Source organism: Paraburkholderia gardini (assembly GCF_907164545.1).
Lineage (GTDB): Bacteria > Pseudomonadota > Gammaproteobacteria > Burkholderiales > Burkholderiaceae > Paraburkholderia > Paraburkholderia gardini.
The window spans coordinates 1-18966 of the sequence record NZ_CAJQZB010000041.1 but is presented as its reverse complement, the minus strand read 5'-3'; the positions used below and the strand labels follow the sequence as shown (position 1 = coordinate 18966).

Genomic DNA, 18966 nt, shown 5'->3' with positions numbered 1-18966 from the left:
AGTCAGCTCCCCGTCTTCGCCATCTTCTCGAGAATCTTGTTGAGCTTCTCGTCGAGCGTCACCGCCGTGAACGGCTTGACCACATAGCCGCTCGCACCGGCCTGCGCCGCCGCGATAATGTTTTCCTTCTTCGATTCCGCCGTCACCATCAGCACCGGCAGGTGCGTCAGGTTCGCGTCGGCGCGAATTTCCTTCAGCATCGCGAGGCCGTCGAGATTCGGCATGTTCCAGTCGGAAATCACGAAGTCGTAGCGGCCGCTGCGCAGACGCGAGAGACCCACCGCGCCGTCTTCCGCCTCGTCGACGTTCGAATAGCCCAGTTCCTTCAGCAGGTTGCGAACGATCCGGCGCATCGTCGGAAAGTCGTCCACCACCAGAATTTTCATTCCCTTATCCATTTCAATTCCCTTTTCCCGTGTCTTCGAAGGTGCGGCGAGCGTCCGCCTGTTCGTTCAGTTTCAGGCCGGCATCATACCCGCTGTACGCGGTCGCCCATCGACGCAAGACGGGCCATGACGCGCCGGCTCATGTCGGCCAGCGATGCGATTTCATCCGCGGCGCCCAATGCAATGGCCTCGCGCGGCATCCCGAACACGATACAGCTCGCCTCATCCTGAGCGAGCGTGTAGGCGCCCGCCTTTTTCATATCCAGCAACCCTGCCGCACCGTCGCGCCCCATGCCGGTCAGGATCACGCCGAGTGCGTTCTTGCCCGCATGCTGCGCCGCCGAGCGGAACAGCACATCGACCGAAGGCCGGTGCCGGTTTACCGGCGGCTCCTCGGACAGGTGGGCAATATAGTTCGCGCCGCTTCTTGCCAGCAAGAGGTGGGCGTGACCGGGCGCGATGTAAGCGTGCCCTGGCAGCACGCGCTCACCGTGCTCAGCTTCTTTAACGGTAATGCGACACAAACCATTGAGCCGTTGCGCAAAAGATTTTGTAAATCCCGGCGGCATGTGTTGCGCGATCAGCACGGCGGGCGCGTCCGGCGGCAACGGCACGAGCACTTCGCGGATCGCTTCAGTGCCGCCCGTCGATGCGCCGACGATGATCAGCTTTTCGGTCGATACCAGCGGATTGTTGAAGAGCGGCGCCGGGGCAGCAGGCGCCTGCGCGTGCGCACCGGGTTGCGGCGCGGGCGCGGCCTGGCGCACGCGGGCGCGGGCAGCGGCGCGCACCTTGTCGGCGAGCTTTTCGGCGTATTCGAGCATGCCGTCACGAATGCCGACGCGCGGCTTCGTCACGAAATCCACCGCGCCGAGTTCGAGCGCGCGCAACGTGATTTCCGAGCCGCGCTCGGTCAGCGACGACACCATCACGACCGGCATCGGCCGAAGGCGCATCAGCTTCTCGAGGAAATCGAGACCGTCCATGCGCGGCATTTCGACGTCGAGCGTCAACACGTCCGGATTGTGCTGCTTGATGAGATCGCGCGCGACAAGCGGATCCGGCGCGGTCGCGACGACCATCATGTCCGGCTGTTCGTTGATGATTTCGGTCATCAGGCTACGGATCAGCGCCGAATCGTCGACACACAACACCTTGATTTTTTGCACGGCTGTCACGCCTCCTCCACGGTCCTGGCGTTGTTCTGGGTAGTCGGGCGCGTTGCGCCAAACAATTCGATGCGCGGCTTCGCCGGCGCGGCCGGTGCCGCACCTGCTGCCGGGTTCGAGCCAAACAGCTCGATGCGCGGCCTGCCAGCCGGCGACGCAAAGAGTTCGACCCGCTCGCGGGCCCGCGCGAGCCGGTCGGCCCGCGCTTCGGCGGTCTGCCGGGCGAGCGCCTGCTCGCGCTCGGCGACCCCTTGATCCTGTTGCAGACGCAGCTTCTTCACCATCACCTGGCCCGTGCGCGGCATGAACGCCACCTTGCGCGGATGGCCACCCTGCAGATCCTCGGCGAGGATGCGGATTTTTTCGAGCGCGAGATAGCGGCGCACGAACTCCGAGTTGCGGTCGCCGATGTTCATCGTCGTCATGCCGGCGAGCACGGCCGCGCCGCCGAACACCTTGGCTTCGAAGCGCTCGCGCCGCCCGCCCGCCTTGATGAGCTCGTTGATCAGCACTTCCATCGCGTACGCGCCGTAGCGCATCGAATCCGACGCGGCCTGCACGGCGTCGGCGCCGTCATCGGGCAGCATGAAGTGATTCATGCCGCCGATGCCCGCCGTGCGATCCTGGATGCACGCGGCCACGCACGAGCCGAGCACGGTGACGAGCACCATGTCCTCGGAGGTCGTGTAGAACTCGTTCGGCAGCAGTTTGACGCCGGGACGCTTGAAGTGATTGTCGAAATAAAGATTGTTCGCGATCGGCAAGGTGCTGCTCATGCGTTGACCTCACCCATTGCCGGCGCGCCGGTGCGCGACGTGCCGCGCGCGCCGCCGCTGTCGCGCGTCAGTTCATAGACGGTCTGGCCGCGCAGTCTGAAGGCCTGCGTCACATAAGTGAAGTTCTCGGAGTGGCCGGCGAACAGCAGCCCGCCCGGCTTCACGAGCGGCTCGAAGCGCGACAGCACGTGTGACTGCGTCGGCTTGTCGAAATAGATCATCACGTTGCGGCAGAAGATCGCGTCGAACTGCGAGCGCAACGCGTAATCGCGGTCGGTCAGGTTGAGCTGGTCGAAGCGGACCATCGCGCGCACTTCCGGGCGCACCTTCACCATGCCGGCGTGCGCGCCGGTGCCGCGCAAGAAGAAACGCTTGAGCCGTTCCGGCGACAGGTGCTTGACCTGGTCGAACTGGTACGTGCCGGCTTCGGCCCTGGCGAGCACCTGCGTGTCGATGTCGGTGCCGAGCACGGTGGCGCTGCGCGCCGCGCTGTCGCCGAGTGCCTCGATCAGCGTCATCGCGATGGAATACGGCTCTTCGCCCGTCGAAGCCGCCGAGCACCACACCGATACTGGCGCGCTGCGCTTCTTCACGAAGTCGGCGAGGATCGGAAAGTGATGCGCCTCGCGGAAAAACGCGGTGAGGTTGGTGGTGAGCGCGTTCGTGAACGCTTCCCACTCGGCCGGATCGTTCGCCGATTCGAGCAGGTCGAGATACGACTTGAAGCTTTCGAGGCCGCGCGCACGCAGGCGCCGCGCGAGGCGGCTGTACGCCATGTCCCGCTTGTGGTCCGACAGCGAGATTCCCGCGCCGCGGTGGATCAGCTCGCGAATACGTGCGAAATCCGCCGACGTGAATTCGAAATCACGTCCCTGATCACCGGAACGAACTGCATCAGCCCTTTCGGGCCGCGGTTCTGCGCGCGTTGCCATCATGCCTGACCGCCAATTCCTAGAACGTTTCCCAGTCGGCGTCGGAGCCGGCTGTGCTGGACGCAGGTGGGGGGGCCGGACGCGCTGCCGGTTCGCTTGTGCCTGCCGGTGTCTTCCTCTGCTTCATCGCGGGTTCGGCACGGAGCGCCGCGGGTTCGGGCCGCAGGAGCGGTGCCGCCGTCGCGGGTGCTGCCTGCACGGGCGCCGGTGGTTTTGTCGCGTGTGCTGCATGAGCCGGAGCGGCCGAAAGCCCCGTCGCAGGTGCTGCCTGCGCGGCGGGCTTCGCCGCCGGGGTCGCCGGCGCGCGCGTACGCTGCGTCCGCGCGACACCGCGCTGCTGCGCCTCGACACCGCCCGCTACCCGCCAGCCGCCGACCACGGTCTGCAACTGGCGCGTCTGTTCTTCGAGCGATGCGGCGGCGGCCGCCGCTTCTTCGACGAGCGCCGCGTTCTGCTGCGTCACCTCGTCCATTTGCACGACGGCGCGGTTGACCTGCTCGATGCCGGTCGACTGCTCTTCCGATGCCGCGCTGATCTCGCCCATGATGTCGGTTACGCGGCGCACCGCCTGCACGATCTCGTCCATCGTCGTGCCGGCGCGGCCCACCAGCACCGAACCGCTCTGAACCTTGTCGGTGGACGTACCGATCAGTTCCTTGATTTCCTTCGCCGCGCTCGCGCTGCGTTGCGCGAGGCTGCGCACTTCGCCGGCGACGACCGCGAAACCGCGACCCTGCTCGCCGGCACGCGCCGCTTCGACGGCGGCGTTCAGCGCAAGAATATTGGTCTGGAACGCGATGCCTTCGATCACACCGATGATGTCGACGACCTTGTTCGAACTCGTCGCGATGTCCTGCATCGTGCTGACGACCTGGCTCACCACCTCGCCGCCGCGCGTCGCGATATCGGACGCGTTGACGGCCAGCTGGCTCGCCTGGCGCGCGTTTTCCGCGTTCTGGCGCACGGTGCCCGTGAGCTGCTCCATGCTCGACGCGGTCTCTTGCAGCGAAGCCGCCTGCTGCTCGGTGCGTTGCGACAGATCGGTGTTGCCCATGGCAATCTCGCGCGCGCCGGTATCGATCGATCCGGTGCTGCTGTGCACGGATTTCACCATCGTCGAGAGGCTCTCCTGCATGTGCCTGATCGCGCTGAAGAGGCGTCCGATTTCGTTCGTGCTGAACACTTCGACCGGATGCGTGAGGTCGCCCGAAGCAATCCGCTCGAAGGCATCGACAGCGTCGTTCAGCGGTTGCACGATCAGGCCGCGCAGCGCGAAGCGGATCAGCACGACCAGCACGAGCGCCAGCACCGTGACGCCGATGATGAACGCCGTCATCGTCGAAATATTCGACTCCGAAGCCTTCTGGCCGTCGACGGCGTTCTGCTGCAGCGCCTTCAGGACCGGCACGGCGGCGTTGTCGTAGGCGACGAACATCGGGCTGATCTTCGTGTCCGCGATCGCGTGGTAAGCCGCGAGATCGTTTGCGCGCAAGGCCGCGAATTCGGGATCGACGCCGTCACGCATCACCGTCGTGCGGCGTGCCAGCAGTTCGTCCAGCAGCGCTGCGTCGACGCCGTTCTTCGCTGTGCCGAGATAGGCCTGCCACGCGTCGTTCGACGATGCGAGCAGGACCTGCGCGCGATCGAACGCCTTCTTCGCTTCGTCCGCGTTGCCGGCCGCCGTCAGCGCCTCGAAGCGGTTCAGCGAAATGCGGGAACGCAGCATGAACGACGCCGCGTCGTCGAGCGCGTGAATCGCGACCAGATCGCCTCGTGCGATCGCGTCAAGCGACTGGCTCGCGCGATTCAGCGCCGCCAGTCCGAGTGCGCCGACCACCACGGTCAGCGCAACCAGAAGGGCGCCCACCGCTGTCAGCGAGGTGCGGATCGACAACTTGCCCAGCATCGTGTTCTCCCGTTTTACCTGTGTACGTATGCGCGCCGGCGCGGCTTATTTGCTGAGCGTTTCGATCAGCGCCATTTCCCGGCTGGTCATCAGCTTTTCGATGTCCATCAGGATCAGCATGCGGCCGTCGACCGTGCCGAGGCCGGTCAGGTACTCGGTCGTCAGCGTCGCGCCGAATTCCGGGGCGGGCATGATCTGGTCGGTCGCGAGCGTCAGCACGTCGGACACGCCGTCGACCACCATGCCGACCACGCGATGCGCGACGTTCAGGATGATCACGACGGTCTGGTGGTCGTACTCGACGCGGCCCAGATGAAACTTGATGCGCATGTCGACGATCGGCACGATGATGCCACGCAGGTTGATCACGCCCTTGATGAACTCGGGTGCGTTCGCGATGCGCGTCACGTTGTCGTAGCCGCGGATTTCCTGAACTTTCAGGATGTCGATGCCGTATTCTTCCTCGCCGAGCGTGAAGACCAGGAATTCCTGACCGCCGGCGTCGGCCTGCCCTGCATCGCGGCGGCCACTCGTGCCGCTCACGGTCGAATTGATGGATTGGACGTCTGCCACGTAAACCCCCAAACGGTTGGGTTAGTTGATAGGTTAGGAAAGCGTGTTCAGGGCGCCGTGCGCTGCACGGTTTTCGCGGTTCAGTGCCGCGACGTCCACGATCAGCGCGACACTGCCGTCGCCGAGAATGGTCGCGGCGGAAATGCCGTGCACCTTGCGGTAATTCGTTTCGAGATTCTTCACCACGACCTGCTGCTGGCCGACCAGTTCGTCGATCAGCATCGCGAAGCGCCTGCCCTCGGTCTGCATGATCGTGACGATGCCCTGGGTCGGGTCGACCTTCGCGCCTTCGACGGAGAACACTTCGTGAAGCGCGACGAGCGGCAGATATTCGCCGCGTACGCGCACCACGCGTTCGCCGGCGGCGACGCTGTAAATATCCTCGGCTCGCGGCTGGAGCGACTCCATCACGAAGTTGAGCGGCAGGATGAAAATCTCGCTGCCCACCTTCACCGACATGCCGTCGAGAATCGCCAGCGTGAGCGGCAACACGATGCGTGTCGTGCTGCCCTTCCCCGCGTGCGACGTGATCTCGACGTGACCGCCCATCGACTGGATGTTGCGCTTCACGACGTCCATGCCGACACCGCGGCCGGAGACGTCGGTGACCTGCTCGGCGGTCGAGAAGCCCGGCAGGAAGATCAGGTTCCAGACCTCTTCGTCGGTCATGTTCTCGCTGACCTGCATGCCCTGCTTCGCCGCCTTCGCGAGGATCTTGTCGCGGCGCAGGCCCGCGCCGTCGTCGCTCACTTCGATCACGATGTTGCCGCCGTGATGCGCGGCCGACAGCACGAGCTGGCCGGTCGAATCCTTGCCCGCCGCACGGCGCGCTTCCACCGTTTCGATGCCGTGGTCGAGACTGTTGCGCACGAGGTGGGTCAGCGGATCGATGATGCGTTCGATGAGGCTCTTGTCGAGTTCGGTCGCCTGACCGAAGGTGACGAGTTCGACCTCCTTGCCGAGCTTCGCCGCGAGATCGCGCACGAGGCGCGGGAAGCGGCTGAAGACGTAATCCATCGGCATCATGCGGATCGACATCACCGCTTCCTGCAGATCGCGCGCGTTGCGCTCGAGCTGCCCCATGCCGTTGAAGAGGCGGTCGTGCAACGCCGGGTCGAATGTGCTGGTCGTCTCCGCCAGCATGGCCTGCGTGATCACCAGTTCACCGACGAGGTTGATCAGCTGGTCTACCTTTTCGACACCGACGCGGATCGAACTGCCTTCCGCGGCGTTGGCCGCCGGGCGACCGGCTGCCTTGCGCTCCGCCTCCGTACCGCCGGCCGGCGCGCTGCCCTGCGCGGCAGGAGCTGGTGCAACGGCTCCTGCCGAGGGCGCGACTGACGCGCTCGCCGCTTCCGCGGGTTGCGTGTCGACTGCCGCGTTCGGCACGGCGGCGGTCGGCGCCCCCGCGCCTCCGTCTGCCATGCTTCCCGCGTCCACCGGATTCGGAGCCGCGGGCGCGGGCGTTCCAGGTTCGCCCTCCTGCGACTCGTCCACCGGCGCTGCGCCGCGGCCGATTTCGATCTGACTGTCGTCGATCACGAAACAGCACACGGCGATGATGTCGTCGGACGACACATCGGATTCGAGCCACAGCGTCAGATCGCTGCCTGTCTTCACCTGTCCGACGATATGCCCCAGGTTGCCGAGTTCTTCCGTCAGCAGTTCCTGGTCCTTCTCACCTACTCCCCGTAGCGTAATCTTCAGATGCGGTCCGCCCGCGTTGCCGGCAGCCGCAGCCGGCGTCGATCCGGCCTGCTTTTCGCCGACTTCCCGCACGGCCTGGTCGACCACGTGCTCCGGCGCCAGCGCGGACGACGAGGCAGCGGCCGGCGCGGGTGCCGCTGCCGGCGGCGTCGCGCCAGCCGCTGCCACACCGCGGCTTTCGTTATAGAGAAATTCGAGCCGCGCCTGGATCGCCTTCGCGGTCGCGGCGTCCGGCTCGGCGCTCGCGCGGTAGTCGGCGAGCTGGCCCGAGAGCACGTCCTTGGTTTCGAGGAACGTGTCGATCATGTCCTTGCGCAGCACGAGTTCGTTGTTGCGTGCGCGGTCGAGCAGCGATTCGAGAATGTGGGTCGTTTCGGTCAGCGCGGTAAAGCCGAAGGTCGCCGCGCCGCCCTTGATCGAGTGCGCCGCGCGGAAAATAGCCGCGAGGTCTTCCGGATCGGGATGGCCGATGTCGAGATTGAGCAGCAGTTGCTCCATCTGCGCGAGCAGTTCGTCCGCTTCGTCGAAGAACGTCTGGTAGAACTGAGTGATGTCGAGTGTCATGCCTGGGTCACCGCAAGAGATCCTGTCTGGGCTGGGCTGTGTCTTGTTTCGCTTCGTCCGTCGCCGCTCAGACAACGCCTGGTACGGCAAGCGCCGCGACCAGTTCAGTCAGCATGTCGGGGTCGAGCGGCTTTTCGATCCAGCCTGTCGCGCCCGCATCGCGCGCCGCCGCCTTGAATACGTCGCCGGATTCGGTCGTCAGCACGAGGATGGGCGTCGTCTGATACGCCGGATTGCCGCGCAGCGCCGCGATCAGATCGAGGCCGGTGCGGCCGGGCATGTGCTGGTCTGTCAGCACGAGATCGAACGGCATCGCCAGCGCGTTCTCCAGCCCTGCCTCGCCGTCTGCCGCGAGCGTCACCTGATAGCCGGCCGCCGTCAGCGTCGCCGAGAGAATCTCCCGCATCGCTGCCGAATCGTCGATTGCCAGAATGTGCCTGATCATGAAATCCTCACTGCGCTTCCTGTGGGCTGTCCGGCCTGCCGCGCCGCCCCGGCACCCATGCCGGCCAGACAACTGCCTGTTGCTTCGTTACTGCGTCGCCATTGCTGGCGCCGTTCTGGGCGCAACCGTCACCGGCTGCGAAATCTTTTCCAGCAGCGGCTGCTTCGAGGAGCCCGCTGCATCCGACGACAGCGTCGTCGTCGTGGTGTCGTCCCGCATCAACGCTTCTTCCGACTTGCGGTTGAGCACGATGATGCTGATACGACGGTTTTCCGGGTCGAGCGGGTCGGCCTTGTTCAGGTTCTGCGTCGATGCAAGACCGAGCACGCGCAACACCTTCGTTTCATCCATGCCGCCGGCGATCAGTTCGCGCCGCGACGCGTTCGCGCGATCCGCCGACAGTTCCCAGTTGCTGTAACCCTTCTCGCCGCCGGCATACTGCACGGCGTCGGTGTGACCCTGCACGACGATGCGGTTCGGCACGTCGTTCAGCGTCTTGCCGATCTCGCGCAGGATGTCGCGCATGTACGGCTCGACGATGTCGCGAGCCGTGGCGAACATCGGCCGCTTCTGCGAATCGACGATCTCGATGCGCAGGCCCATCAGCGTCGAATCGATGCGGATCTGCTGCTTGAACTGGCGCAGCACCGGATTGGCTTCGATCGCCGCCATCAACTTCACCTGCAGGTCATGCAGACGAACCTGCTCGCGACGCTCCAGCGAGCCCTGTGTCTGATTGACCGCATCGTCGTCGTTGCGGGCGGCGGTCTTTTCGGCGCGTGCCGTCGAACCGTCGCTCTGCCGCGTGATGCCCTGCTGGTCGGTCGAGATGTCGCGGCCGCCGCCTTTCAGGATGCTCGAGTCCTCGGCGCTGCGATCGCCGCCCATCAGTGCAACCTTGAGCGGCTGGTTGAAGTATTCGGCGATGCCGCGCAACTGCACCGTCGATGCGGAGCTCAGGAGCCACATCAGCAGGAAGAACGCCATCATCGCGGTCATGAAGTCGGCGTACGCCAGCTTCCAGGCGCCGCCGTGAGGGCTGGACTTCCTCGGCGCCGAGCGCTTGACGACAATTGCGCGATCCTTGTCCTTGCTCATTCCCAGTCCCTGGCCGTCGCCTTATTTCGCCTTGACGCGGCGCACGTGCTCTTCCAGCTCGGTGAACGACGGGCGTTCGGTCGAGAAGAGCACCTTGCGGCCGAACTCGACGGCGATCGCCGGCGCATAGCCGTTCAGGCTGGCGAGAATCGTCACCTTGATGCACTGGAACATCTTGGTCGACTCGGTCACGCGCTGTTCAGCGAGACTCGCGAGCGGCCCGATGAGCCCGTACGAAAGCAGAATCCCGAGGAAGGTGCCGACCAGCGCCTGCGCGATCATCTCGCCGAGAATCGCCGGCGGCTTGTCCGCGGATGCCATCGTATGCACCACGCCCATCACCGCCGCGACAATACCGAACGCCGGCATCGCGTCGCCGACCTTCATCAGCGCGTGGGCCGGGGCCTCGCCTTCGTGATGATGGGTTTCGATTTCCTCGTCCATGAGGCTTTCGATCTCGAAGGCGTTCATGTTGCCGCCCACCATCAACCGCAGGTAGTCGGTCAGGAATTCGACGATGTGGTGATCCGCCAGGATCTTCGGATACTGCGTGAAGATCGGACTTTTCTGCGGATCGTCGATATCGGCTTCGAGCGTCAGCGTGCCTTCCTTGCGCGCTTTCGCAAGCAGCACGTACAGGAGCGCCATCAGCTCCATGTAGACGTCCTTGTCGTACTTGGCACCTTTGAAGAGCGTCGGTATCACGCGCAGCGTGGCCTTGATCGTCTTCGCCCCGTTGCCGAGGATGAACGCACCAAGCCCCGCGCCCGCAATCATCAGCACTTCGACGGGCTGCAACAGCGCGCCAAGATGGCCGCCTTCCAGCGCATAGCCGCCGAAGACGGACAACAGCGTTACGAGTGTTCCCACGAAAATCAACACTGCCGAGCCCTCACAAAGAAGCGACGGAGACCGTCGTTAAACTGGTTTACGGCAGACGGACAGAAAACTTTGGGGGTAAAGGGGACCGGCCACCCGGTGTATGCCAGATGGACTCGGGGATACGCGCCGGTCGGGCGCCCATCGCCGGCCGGGTACCGCAGATGCGCGGACTGCCGCGGGGCGGTCCGCTCACCCGGCCGCGCACGGGCTGGATTTCCTCGCGGGACGCCCGCTTCGCGCGCCCGTCTGGGCGCCCGGACTCATGCTCAGGCGACGAGAATCGGAGCGTCGACCGGCCGGGCTTTTGCCTCGGCGGCCTTGCGGGTCTTGCCCGCCCGCGAAGGCGGCTGGCACAGCCCGCAGACGAAACCCTGCTGCGGATCGTGCGCGTGCGCGACAAAATGTCCGCCGCAACGCGTGCAGGGTGTCATCTGCAACATGCCCGAGTCGAAGAACCGCACCAGCGTCCAGGCGCGCGTGAGGCTCAATACCGGCTCGTCCTGCTGCAACTGGACGTGTTCCATATAGAGCCGGTAGCTTTTCACGATCGACTGGATCGGGTCGCAGCCGCCCTGCAGGTTGATGAACCGGTAGATATTGAAGAACAGCGACGAATGGAAATTCGGCTGCCATGTCATGAACCAGTCTGTCGAGAAGGGCAGCATGCCCTTGGGCGGCGAGACGCCCTTCAGTTCCTTGTAGAGCCTGATCAGCCGGTCGCGCGAGAGGCTGGTTTCCGCCTCGAGGAGTTGCAACCGCGCCCCAAGTTCGATCAGTTCGATTGCCAGGGTGATTTCCCTGACTTCCGTCATCACACTTTTCGTTGCCATCCGCCCTCGTTCTGTCGTCCGTGCCGGCTCCGGCCAGCCGGATGGCCGACCGTAGGGGACTGCAGCGTGCGCCTCAGCCGATCTGCTCGGTCGGCTGGCTCGCCATCAGGATCGCCGAATGCGCCTGGGCGACGACGCCCTGTTTGCCTTTCTCAGCGAGGGACGAAAGAATGGTGTGATCGTCGAACCGGAAGCGGCAAAGCACCTGGTTCGACGCGGCCAGCTTGACGGTCTGTGCAAGCGACAGATTGGCGAGAACATCGGCGAGCTGGTCGGAGATACCCATGCGGAACATGCCCATGGGCTTGTCCTCACGCAGAAGACGTTGGGCCAGCAGAAGGTAGGACAGGTTTACTTCTCTGATCTCACTGAGCATTTCGCTAGTGGCGGTCATGATTCCCCCGGTTCAATCTGGCTGGTCAGGCCGTTGCGAAAACGTTTGCTCGATCGCGCGCCCAAAAGCGCACGACCTGCCCGTTTATGGTCATTCCAGCATTGTGTCGAAAGTGCAACCGGTCGGAAATCGGACAGACCGCCCGTCGTTTTGACGGAATTGTCCATTAATCATGTAGGAATTTTTCCTACATGATTTGTTGCACGTGGTTTTTGAGGATACGACAGGCAGTTTTTCTGGCGTAACGGATGTCGCGCCGAGGGGAGTGGGAAAGATTATATGCAGATTTAAAGCCGCGTATTCACCCGTTTCGCGACCTGGCGGACGCGCCAGGGAAGCCGTGCGCCACGCGCCTCGGCGGAGTACCGTGCCACCCTTCGACTCGCCTCTCATAGCGTCGAGTCCCGCGCCGTTATTGGGTTTCCCGGATATCGGGAGAAATCCCGGGCGCCTGTTTCGCGCTGTAACAACATTAAGTGTTTGAAAAATAGCTCGAATTAGCGCACCCAATCCCGATAATGGCCCTAAGGGATAACCCGATCCGGCTCGGGCAATCCTCGCGCAGCAAAGTGGAAACGTCGCGCAGCCCGTCCGCCCGGCATTCGCCCGCTCACCCGGGCAACGTCGAGCGAAGCCGTCTGAACAAGGAGAACCACATGCGAATCGCACAAATCGCGCCGCTTTATGAAGCTGTCCCGCCGAAATTTTACGGCGGCACCGAGCGTGTTGTCTCTTACCTCACTGAGGCGCTGGTGGACCTCGGTCACGACGTCACGCTGTTTGCGAGCGGCGATTCGGTTACCTCTGCGAACCTGGAAGCATGCTGGCCGCGGGCGTTGCGCCTCGATCCGACCGTGCGCGACGCGATGGCACCGCACGTGCTGATGATGGAACAGGTGCGCCGCGTCGCCCACGAGTTCGACGTGCTGCACTTCCACCTCGACTATCTGCCGTTCCCGCTGTTCTCCACGATGGACACGCCGTTTGTCACGACGCTGCACGGCCGCCTCGATTTACCGGAGCTTCAGCCAGTGTTCGATGCATTTTCGGACGTGCCGGTCGTATCGATTTCGGATTCGCAGCGCCAGCCGCTGCCGCAGGCGAACTGGCTCAACACGATCTATCACGGTCTGCCGGCGCAGCTACTGACGCCGCAGCCGCACAGGAAGCCCGAGTACCTGGCGTTCCTCGGCCGGATCTGTCCGGAGAAGCGCGTCGATACAGCCATCAGGATCGCTGCCCAAAGCGGTCTGCCGCTGAAGATCGCCGCCAAGGTGGACAAGGTCGACCAGGAATACTTCAAGACCGAAATCGAACCGCTGCTGTCGCAGGCGCACGTCGAGTTTGTCGGCGAGATCAACGAGGCGCAGAAGCCCGAGTTTCTCTCCGGCGCGAAGGCGCTGCTGTTCCCGATCGACTGGTCCGAGCCGTTTGGCCTCGTGATGATCGAGTCGATGGCGTGCGGCACGCCGGTGATCGCGTTCAACCGCGGCTCGGTGCCCGAAGTGATCGATCACGGCGTGACCGGCTATGTCTGCGAGGACGTGCAGGGTGCGGTTGCCGCGCTCCAGCGCATCGACGAGCTTTCTCGCAGCGAAATCCGCGCGCAGTTCGAGCGCCGCTTCAGCGCCCGGACGATGGCGCAGAATTACGTCGATGGATATACGACGCTTCTGGAAGCCGCGCGCCGTCCGGTGCTGCGCCAGGTTGCGGCTGGCTGAGCGATCAGCCGGTGCGCTAATTCGGGGGAATCGTCTGCGTGAATCGTTTGCCTGGTGTATGAATCGAACGATCCATTTCTCCGACAACAAAAAGCCGCCTGAAAAGGCGGCTTTTTTATTGACATCAAACGACCGTATCAAGTAATGGTTTAGTGCGCGCAATCCCCTTCAGAAAGCTTTCGATAACGGCACGGAATTACTGTTCGATCAGAAATCGCTCACGGTTTTTTCCTGCAATCCATTTTGGCGGCTTGCCGCGCCCGCTCCACGTGCTGCCGGTTTTGGGATCCTGATAGCGTGGCGGCAGCGGCGCTTTCCTGGGTGGCCGGCCACGCCGGGCGGCCTCGGCAAAGCCCAGATCCTGTGCCGTAAGCCCGTATTCGACGATCTTGTGACGGATCTCCGCAATCACATTCACGACTTCGGTACGACGTGCCTCTTCGGCCTGCGCCTGAAGCCGCGCTATCTGAACCTTAAGATCTGCGTATTGTGATGACATTCTGGTCTCTCCCTTATCGCGGCAGTCATTCGGTCGGAGATTAGCTGCAATTAGAAAAATTCGCAATGCACGACGAACACGCTTACCACGAAATCATCAGCTTGATTATTAAGCTCTACCCGAAGTTATATTGCACCGAACATTATCCCGAAATAATTACCGACATTCCGTCGAATTTGACAATTTTTGACAGCGACGTCTGGTGCGTTTGCCTAAAATCCGCGACTCGAGCGCGCATTGTGTATTTCGCGATGCCGCAATGGCAGTCGACCTTTAAAGGAATACGCAAATGCAATTGTCGCGACGTGTCGCCGCCGAAATGTTCGGCACGTTCTGGCTCGTGCTCGGAGGGTGCGGCAGCGCCGTCCTGGCTGCGAGTCTCTCCGGCCCCGAGCAGGGTCTGGGTATCGGCTACGTGGGCGTCGCGCTCGCGTTCGGCCTTACCGTGCTGACGATGGCCTATGCAATCGGGCATATCTCCGGATGCCATCTGAACCCGGCTGTCAGCGTCGGGCTGACGGTCGCGGGTCGCTTCCCGGCCCGCGACCTCGTCCCGTACATCGCGGCGCAGCTGGTCGGCGCGATACTCGGTGCGTTTGTGCTCTCGCTGATTGCATGCGGCAAACCGGGCTTCGACCTTGTGGCGAGCGGCTTCGCCACCAATGGATATGACGGCCGCTCGCCCGGACACTATTCGATGCTCGCGGCGTTCATCTGCGAAGTGGTGCTGACCGGCTTCTTCCTGTTCGTGATTCTCGGCGCAACCGATCGCCGCGCGCCGGCGGGATTTGCACCGCTGGCGATTGGTCTGTGCCTGACGTTGATCCATCTGATTTCGATTCCGGTGACGAACACGTCCGTCAATCCGGCCCGGTCGACAGGTCCGGCGCTGTTCGTGGGCGGCGGCGCGGTCGACCAGTTGTGGCTCTTCTGGCTCGCACCGATGCTTGGTGCGATTGTCGCGGGTCTGGTCTATCCGGTTGTTGCCCGGGAACGTGAGGCGACGCGAGGCGTTGAAGCGCCAGGTTAAGTCTTGAGTCTCGACGCTTTTGCCCGGGATCGAGGCGCGGTGAATATTAATGGATGCCACAAGTGTAAGAACGCCTTACTCCTGTTGGGGACACATCCAGATATCCTGAGCTGGCCGAAACGTGCGATCGCGACAAAACACCGTCGCAAAGCCCCGCGTAGCCGGGGTCGCCACGCTTTCGCCAGCCTCGCTTCAAACGCTCCTCCGTCATACGATGCAAGGCCGCAACGCGGAATCGATGCTTTCACTCCGTAACATCTCGTCGCAGCACGGCCGTTCCGCGATGCGTAGATTGAACCTGTGCGACAAACAAGTCGCGATACAGGAGAACAACATGAAGCGCATCGTTACTCATCTGCTGGTTGCCGCGGGTCTTGCAGTTGGCGTGTGCGGCGTTGCCGAAGCGCATACGGATCTGAGTATCGGTCTCTCACTCGGCGTACCGGCCCCTGTGTATGTGCGACCGGCATCGGTCTATGTCGCGCCTCAGCCGGTATATGGCCATCCGGGATGGGGCCGCGGCGGCTGGCATGATCATGACCGCGACTCGCATCGCTGGGGTCGTGGCGATCGCGGCGGCTGGGATAACCGCGGTGACCGCGGTTATGGCTGGCATGGCTGATCGCCAACGGGTTAGCACTCACTCGTCCGGCCATCGCGCGGGGGCCTCTGCGTGGAATTCGCAGAGGCCTGTCCTGCTGACTTCGACCTCACTTCGACTTCACTTCGCCGCAAGGATCACGACGTCAGTTCGTTATCCATTGCGAACAGCTGGCGCAGATGATGGGCCACCCCGGCCTCGAAGTTATTGCCAATCCGTGGCACGTCCGGCAGGCGGCGGATCAGATCCGGGTTGGCGTTGTTCATCATGAACGGATAGCCTGCCGTTTCCAGCAGGTCGATATCGTTCATGTTGTCGCCGAAGGCCACGCAACGTGCCGCGTCGATACCGAGGCGCTCCAGCACTACCCGCAACGCCGTGCCTTTCGACACGTTCGCGGCCATGACTTCGAGACAATCGGGCAACGAATAGGTCACATACAGCGCCTCGCCAAACTCGCGTTCGAGATTCGCCGAGATCTGCGCGAGGTCCGCCGGATCGCCGATATACAGCACCTTTGCGATGTCCTTGCCTGAGTGCTCGCGCAGGTCCATCACTTCGTACGTAAATCCCGAGTCCTGATGAAAGCGCAGCAGTTGAGGCGCATCCCGGTCGATCAGCCATTCCTTGTCGGCAAACAGATTGACGATCACACGGCCATGCTCACCGGCGACTTCCGGCTCGACGAGGCGCCGCACGATTTCGGGCGCGAGATCTCGCGCGTACATCAGCGTGTTATCGGGTGCATGCACCCGCGCGCCATTCGACGTCACCAGCCAGGGCTTGATACCCAGCACATCGCGAATGCCAGCCACGTCGGAATAATGGCGCCCGGTCGCGATGACAAAATGGAGCCCCTGCGCTTCGAGCGCACGCACCGTGGACACGGTGAACGGGTCCACCTGATGGTCGCTGTTGAGCAGGGTTCCGTCGAGATCGGTGGCGATAACTTTGTACATGTCGTGGGCGATGCCGCAAACTCAAAGGGCGTATTTTAACGCCCCGAACCCGCACGCCGCGTCCCGTCGCCGTTTTACGCGTTGATCCGCCGCGCTTCGATCCTTGCAAGCTGTAATCCGCCGTGCGCCGAATCGGCCAGCGGCGTGCGCAGACGCTCATGGTACGAAGCCGGTACGTAGGGCCGCAGCGGCTCACCCAGGCCACCGCACAGCGCGACGGGCAAGGTGCCGCGCGGATCGAGCGCATCGATCATCTTTGCGATTTCCGTTCCAGCTTCTGCGAGAAGAAGGGCGGCAAACGGATGCGTGCAATGCTGCAGGACGACGGGCGCGAGGCTCGCATAAGCAGTCTGACTGGCTGCACACAGCCAGACGATCAGGCTGTCGCGGTCCTGTGCGTCGACGTGACCGAGCAGCGCCTGCGCGAACGCATCGTGCGGCGCGCGGCCATCGAGCGCCTGCTGCGCGTGGACAATTGCCCGCAAGCCGAGCCATGCGCCGCTCGCCTCATCGCCAGAGGGAAAGCCGAAGCCGCTTGCGATACGCCATGGTCCGTCGCCGTCGGCCGCCGCGGCGACACTGCCTGTGCCGAGCGCGACCACCACGCCATGTGCATCACCGTGCGCGCCGAGCAGTGTCGTATAGGCGTCGCTCTCGACCGCGAGCCCCGCCACTTTCGGTGCGTGATCATGGAACGCCGCGAGCCAGTCGCGATTATTCACGCCCGCCAGACCGCATCCCAGCACGCAGCGTGACCAGTCCAGCTCGATCCCGGCGGCGGCGAACGCATCGCGGCAGGCGGCCTCGATCGCCTGCCAGGCGCGCTCGACGCCGAGGCCAAGTCCCGATGGGCCGCCCGCAGCCTGCGCGAGTTCCGCACCGTGAATGTCGCCAAGGACGAGACGGGTGCCGGAGCCGCCGCCATCGACACCAATGAGGTAAAGATCTGAAGTCATCGAATACAGTCGGATAAAAAGGATGGTGCAGAGACTATCGGGTTCAATTCGATCCGGCAATCTGCCATCCGGCCAGGTGGCGGCGCGCGCCCATTCCGCTATTCTTGCCTGGCAGCATCCGGAGGGTCGGGTAACTCATACACGCAGGAGCGGGAAAGTGACACAACGATGCAACTGGGCGGCAACAGAAGCGCTTGCGCAATATCACGACACAGAATGGGGCGTGCCCTCTCGCGACGACCGGCATCTCTTCGAGCTACTCGTACTGGAGGGCGCGCAGGCGGGCCTGTCGTGGTCGACGATTCTTAACAAGCGCGAGGGATATCGCCGGGCGTTCGCCGATTTCGATATCGACGCGGTGGCCCGCTTCACGCCGAAGCGCATTGACGCGCTGCTGCTCGATGCCAGTATCGTTCGCCATCGGGGCAAGCTCGAATCCGCGGTCACGAACGCGCGCGCGGTCCAGAAAATTCAGGCCGAACACGGTTCACTGGCGAACTTCGTATGGTCGTTCGTCGACCAGACGCCCATCCAGAACGACTGGGCAAGCTATCGGGATGCACCCGCTTCGACCGCCATTTCGGACGCCCTCAGCAAGGCGCTCAAGACGTGGGGCTGCAAATTTGTCGGCACCACGATCTGCTATTCGTTCATGCAGGCCGTCGGCATGGTGAACGACCACGAGCGGACCTGCGCGTGCAGGGCGGCCTGCGTCGCGCTCGGCAAAAAGGGCCGCAACCACAAAGCCGGGTAGCCGCGATGTTCAGTTTGTCGGCTGCCGTCGCTCGAGACGCCTGTTAGCGTCTCGTTGCGTGGGCCAGACCACGCTCGATACTGCAAAAATTGCCCGCTTCGGGTTTGATCCACTACATATTTACCGATCTCAGTCGTTATAACTGTGAGGAAGACAGTAGGTCTTCAAATAACAACGACCGCTGCGCGTAGCGCAGAGGAGATTCACCATGAAAAGCCTGAACTTCCTGACCCATCAGGAGATTTTCGACCAGGGCGTCGGCCATCTGTTTGGCCAGAAGCGCGCAGCGCTCCTGCCACATGGCGGCGGCGCTTACCGGGGTCACTGCGGCGGTTGTCCCATCGGCAATTTCATCAAGCCGGGCGACTATATGACGGCAATGGAAGGCATTCCGGTTCGCTATATCGGAAAAGATCCGCGCGATGTGCCTATTTACATGGACGTCGGCGTTGCGGCACTCAAGAAAGCGCTGCTGCGCGCGCGCATCAACATCTACGACGCGACTACAGTCGAATTGCTCAGTTGCCTGCAGAACGTGCATGACGTGTTCGGTACGTGGGAATGGCAGGAACGTCTAGTTTCGATTGCCCGGCAGTTCGGCCTGTCCACCGAACGGGTGAAGACCGCGGCGTAACGCCAGAGTTGCGCCGATCCTGGCGAGCACCAGTTTGCCTGCGCTCACTTCGCTGTCTCACATGAGTCCGCGTACGCGATCGCGGCCCGACTTTACTGTTTCCGGGCGCTCAAATGAAAACGGCGGTGTAGCTTCTTTCGAAGCTACACC

Annotated in this window: 20 protein-coding genes; 5 read left to right on the top strand and 15 right to left on the bottom strand. The window is 63.2% G+C overall.

The features are described from left to right. Positions 1 to 2: 2 nt before the first annotated feature. From cheY to flhD, 12 genes are all read right to left on the bottom strand, one after another. Positions 3 to 398 carry a chemotaxis response regulator CheY gene (gene cheY / locus LPA37_RS23260; protein WP_090535160.1) on the bottom strand — a complete coding sequence of 132 codons (396 nt, stop codon included), beginning with the start codon at positions 396 to 398 and terminating at the stop codon, positions 3 to 5. A gap of 71 nt (positions 399 to 469) precedes the next feature. Continuing rightward, positions 470 to 1555: a protein-glutamate methylesterase/protein-glutamine glutaminase gene (locus LPA37_RS23255; protein WP_228980018.1), complete on the bottom strand. Its 1086-nt coding sequence runs from the start codon at positions 1553 to 1555 to the stop codon at positions 470 to 472. 5 nt (positions 1556 to 1560) lie between these two features. Further along, a complete protein-coding gene (cheD, locus tag LPA37_RS23250; RefSeq protein WP_228979981.1) occupies positions 1561 to 2331 on the bottom strand; it encodes a chemoreceptor glutamine deamidase CheD in 771 nt (256 codons plus the stop codon). Further along, positions 2328 to 3266 carry a CheR family methyltransferase gene (locus LPA37_RS23245; protein WP_228979982.1) on the bottom strand — a complete coding sequence of 313 codons (939 nt, stop codon included), beginning with the start codon at positions 3264 to 3266 and terminating at the stop codon, positions 2328 to 2330. Before LPA37_RS23245 ends, cheD begins: the two co-directional genes overlap by 4 nt. 16 nt (positions 3267 to 3282) lie before the next feature. Continuing rightward, positions 3283 to 5169, bottom strand: a complete 1887-nt coding sequence (locus LPA37_RS23240) for a methyl-accepting chemotaxis protein (RefSeq protein ID WP_228979983.1) — start codon at positions 5167 to 5169, stop codon at positions 3283 to 3285. A gap of 45 nt (positions 5170 to 5214) precedes the next feature. Beyond that, entirely contained in the window at positions 5215 to 5742 is a 528-nt protein-coding gene (gene cheW / locus LPA37_RS23235; RefSeq protein WP_228979984.1) for a chemotaxis protein CheW, read from the bottom strand. Between the two features lie 33 nt (positions 5743 to 5775). Continuing rightward, the gene (gene cheA, locus LPA37_RS23230) at positions 5776 to 8013 is read right to left on the bottom strand and encodes a chemotaxis protein CheA (protein WP_228979986.1); all 2238 of its coding nucleotides are present in this window, start codon (positions 8011 to 8013) and stop codon (positions 5776 to 5778) included. Between the two features lie 67 nt (positions 8014 to 8080). Further along, complete coding sequence (locus LPA37_RS23225) at positions 8081 to 8458, bottom strand: response regulator (protein WP_228979988.1); 378 nt, start codon at positions 8456 to 8458, stop codon at positions 8081 to 8083. An 87-nt stretch (positions 8459 to 8545) separates the two neighbouring features. Then, positions 8546 to 9556: a flagellar motor protein MotB gene (gene motB / locus LPA37_RS23220; protein ID WP_229013834.1), complete on the bottom strand. Its 1011-nt coding sequence runs from the start codon at positions 9554 to 9556 to the stop codon at positions 8546 to 8548. Positions 9557 to 9577: 21 nt separating this feature from the next. Continuing rightward, positions 9578 to 10438 carry a flagellar motor stator protein MotA gene (gene motA / locus LPA37_RS23215; RefSeq protein ID WP_228979992.1) on the bottom strand — a complete coding sequence of 287 codons (861 nt, stop codon included), beginning with the start codon at positions 10436 to 10438 and terminating at the stop codon, positions 9578 to 9580. Between the two features lie 266 nt (positions 10439 to 10704). Next, the gene (flhC, locus tag LPA37_RS23210; protein ID WP_228979993.1) at positions 10705 to 11268 is read right to left on the bottom strand and encodes a flagellar transcriptional regulator FlhC; all 564 of its coding nucleotides are present in this window, start codon (positions 11266 to 11268) and stop codon (positions 10705 to 10707) included. 73 nt (positions 11269 to 11341) lie between these two features. Then, complete coding sequence (flhD, locus tag LPA37_RS23205; protein WP_090535150.1) at positions 11342 to 11662, bottom strand: flagellar transcriptional regulator FlhD; 321 nt, start codon at positions 11660 to 11662, stop codon at positions 11342 to 11344. 656 nt (positions 11663 to 12318) lie between these two features. On the opposite strand from flhD, the gene LPA37_RS23200 reads away from it, so the two are divergent. Next, complete coding sequence (locus tag LPA37_RS23200; protein WP_228979995.1) at positions 12319 to 13383, top strand: glycosyltransferase family 4 protein; 1065 nt, start codon at positions 12319 to 12321, stop codon at positions 13381 to 13383. A gap of 196 nt (positions 13384 to 13579) precedes the next feature. On the opposite strand, the gene LPA37_RS23195 is transcribed toward LPA37_RS23200, so the two are convergent. Beyond that, positions 13580 to 13882: an H-NS histone family protein gene (locus LPA37_RS23195; protein ID WP_090535148.1), complete on the bottom strand. Its 303-nt coding sequence runs from the start codon at positions 13880 to 13882 to the stop codon at positions 13580 to 13582. 289 nt (positions 13883 to 14171) lie between these two features. Here LPA37_RS23195 and aqpZ point away from each other — a divergent pair, with 289 nt between their 5' ends. Continuing rightward, complete coding sequence (aqpZ, locus tag LPA37_RS23190; protein ID WP_228979997.1) at positions 14172 to 14912, top strand: aquaporin Z; 741 nt, start codon at positions 14172 to 14174, stop codon at positions 14910 to 14912. A 334-nt stretch (positions 14913 to 15246) separates the two neighbouring features. After that, positions 15247 to 15534, top strand: a complete 288-nt coding sequence (locus LPA37_RS23185) for a PXPV repeat protein (protein ID WP_229013833.1) — start codon at positions 15247 to 15249, stop codon at positions 15532 to 15534. A 116-nt stretch (positions 15535 to 15650) separates the two neighbouring features. Here LPA37_RS23185 and LPA37_RS23180 read toward each other — a convergent pair whose 3' ends face one another. Both LPA37_RS23180 and LPA37_RS23175 read right to left on the bottom strand, forming a co-directional pair. Beyond that, positions 15651 to 16472 carry a Cof-type HAD-IIB family hydrolase gene (locus tag LPA37_RS23180; protein WP_229013832.1) on the bottom strand — a complete coding sequence of 274 codons (822 nt, stop codon included), beginning with the start codon at positions 16470 to 16472 and terminating at the stop codon, positions 15651 to 15653. A gap of 74 nt (positions 16473 to 16546) precedes the next feature. Further along, on the bottom strand, positions 16547 to 17428 hold the full coding sequence (locus tag LPA37_RS23175) for a BadF/BadG/BcrA/BcrD ATPase family protein (protein WP_229013831.1): 882 nt from the start codon (positions 17426 to 17428) through the stop codon (positions 16547 to 16549). 157 nt (positions 17429 to 17585) lie between these two features. Here LPA37_RS23175 and LPA37_RS23170 point away from each other — a divergent pair, with 157 nt between their 5' ends. Both LPA37_RS23170 and LPA37_RS23165 read left to right on the top strand, forming a co-directional pair. After that, entirely contained in the window at positions 17586 to 18182 is a 597-nt protein-coding gene (locus LPA37_RS23170) for a DNA-3-methyladenine glycosylase I (protein ID WP_228980004.1), read from the top strand. A 208-nt stretch (positions 18183 to 18390) separates the two neighbouring features. Further along, positions 18391 to 18816 (top strand): hypothetical protein, encoded by a 426-nt coding sequence (locus tag LPA37_RS23165; protein ID WP_228980006.1) that lies wholly within the window; start codon positions 18391 to 18393, stop codon positions 18814 to 18816. Positions 18817 to 18966 lie beyond the last annotated feature (150 nt).